This is a genomic window from Flavitalea antarctica, from assembly GCF_054461535.1.
In genome coordinates, this window is sequence record NZ_JBTLQG010000085.1 from 1 (window position 1) to 1,261 (window position 1,261).

General features: G+C 38.8%; 1 protein-coding gene. It reads right to left on the reverse strand.

What is annotated here, in order from left to right; translation table 11 throughout:
- Positions 1-120: 120 nt before the first annotated feature.
- The gene (locus ACX0G7_RS27275; RefSeq protein ID WP_458926713.1) at positions 121-1,098 is read right to left on the reverse strand and encodes a hypothetical protein; all 978 of its coding nucleotides are present in this window, start codon (positions 1,096-1,098) and stop codon (positions 121-123) included.
- Between the last annotated feature and the right edge of the window lie 163 nt (positions 1,099-1,261).

The following is a 1,261-nucleotide window of genomic DNA, read 5'->3' on the forward strand; positions in this document are numbered from 1 at the left end:
TTACAAAATCTTTGTTATGTAGTAACTTTAACACCATATCATTTCTAGGCATCCCCCTTTACATAGGATACCATGTTGGCTGCCGTTATACACGGGGTGTTGATTTCTTTCATTTGCATCCTAATCCCTTGTAACGATAATTACTTTGTCCTTTTGTTTTATCGCCAATCTTTTCTTGCTCTTGTCAAATGCTATTTGAGGTTGTTTATCAACATCAAATAGCAGCGATGATTTTTGTTCACCAGAATAAGTGTTCTCTGCTTTATCAATTATTTGTCCAGTGGTTAGATTAATAATCTTGGGAAATCTGTAGATATCCCAACACAGCTTTTCACTGATTGAAAATAAGTTTCCGAAATCAAAGTCAGGTTTTCTCTGCCCTGAAAAAGTATTCTTACTGAAATCCCAAATACCAAAAGCCTTACTTGGCAAGTTAAATAGTTTTTCATCATCAACAATTTCATCAGATGAGCCAATTAAAATTTTTGAATCGTCAATGAAACTTGCCGTACAAATTTCACAACCAACGTTAGGAAAACCGTGATCTATATTATCAAGCAAGACAGGATTTGCAAAACAGTCCCTTATTTGAAAGACTATTATTACATCTAGGGGATGCCAGACCCAACCTTTGCTCATTAAATATTCACCACTGTCGCTAACCTCCAAACGCGAATGGAAAATGTCAGATGGCTTTCTGCTCTCAATATTTGTAACCAGTTCGCCTGTCTCAACATCTTCAAAATCGAGTTGACAATAACTTATTGGGCAATGAGCTAAGTAAATTTTGTTGTTGCAGTTTATGAATGCCGCAGGGTAGTCGTAAATATCAGCCATATAATACGAACGACTGGTTTCACGAAGGATCTCTCCATTTTTAATTAGAAGACCCTTAGTTCCCAGGCGTTCAAATAAAAAGACGTAGCGTCCATCTGTTGAATTGACTGCACTATCAAACTTGTAGCCGAAATGATATTTATTCAGTTGTCGCCTTTCACCTGCCAGCGTATAACTTTGGCCGGATCTGCTCCAGTCGACGATTTCGTTATCAAGCCAGTTTAGGGTTTGAACCGAAATGTTTAGCGTTTGAATTTGCATAATGAAGCTCTTAGATAAATGGCAGCCAACGTGGAGGTATTGGCGAAGGCGGGCATAGCTTGATGTTTAATTCCTCATGGTGCCGACCGCCCGCTTTTGCCAAGCCCTTATGCTATATAGAAGATGACGTTTAGTGTGACAGTAGTCAATCTGCCAGGCAGAC

What these genes read in the sequence shown, in the direction of transcription:
- ACX0G7_RS27275 (WP_458926713.1), bottom strand. Translation starts at nt 1,098, where the DNA reads ATGCAAATTCAAACGCTAAACATTTCGGTTCAAACCCTAAACTGGCTT.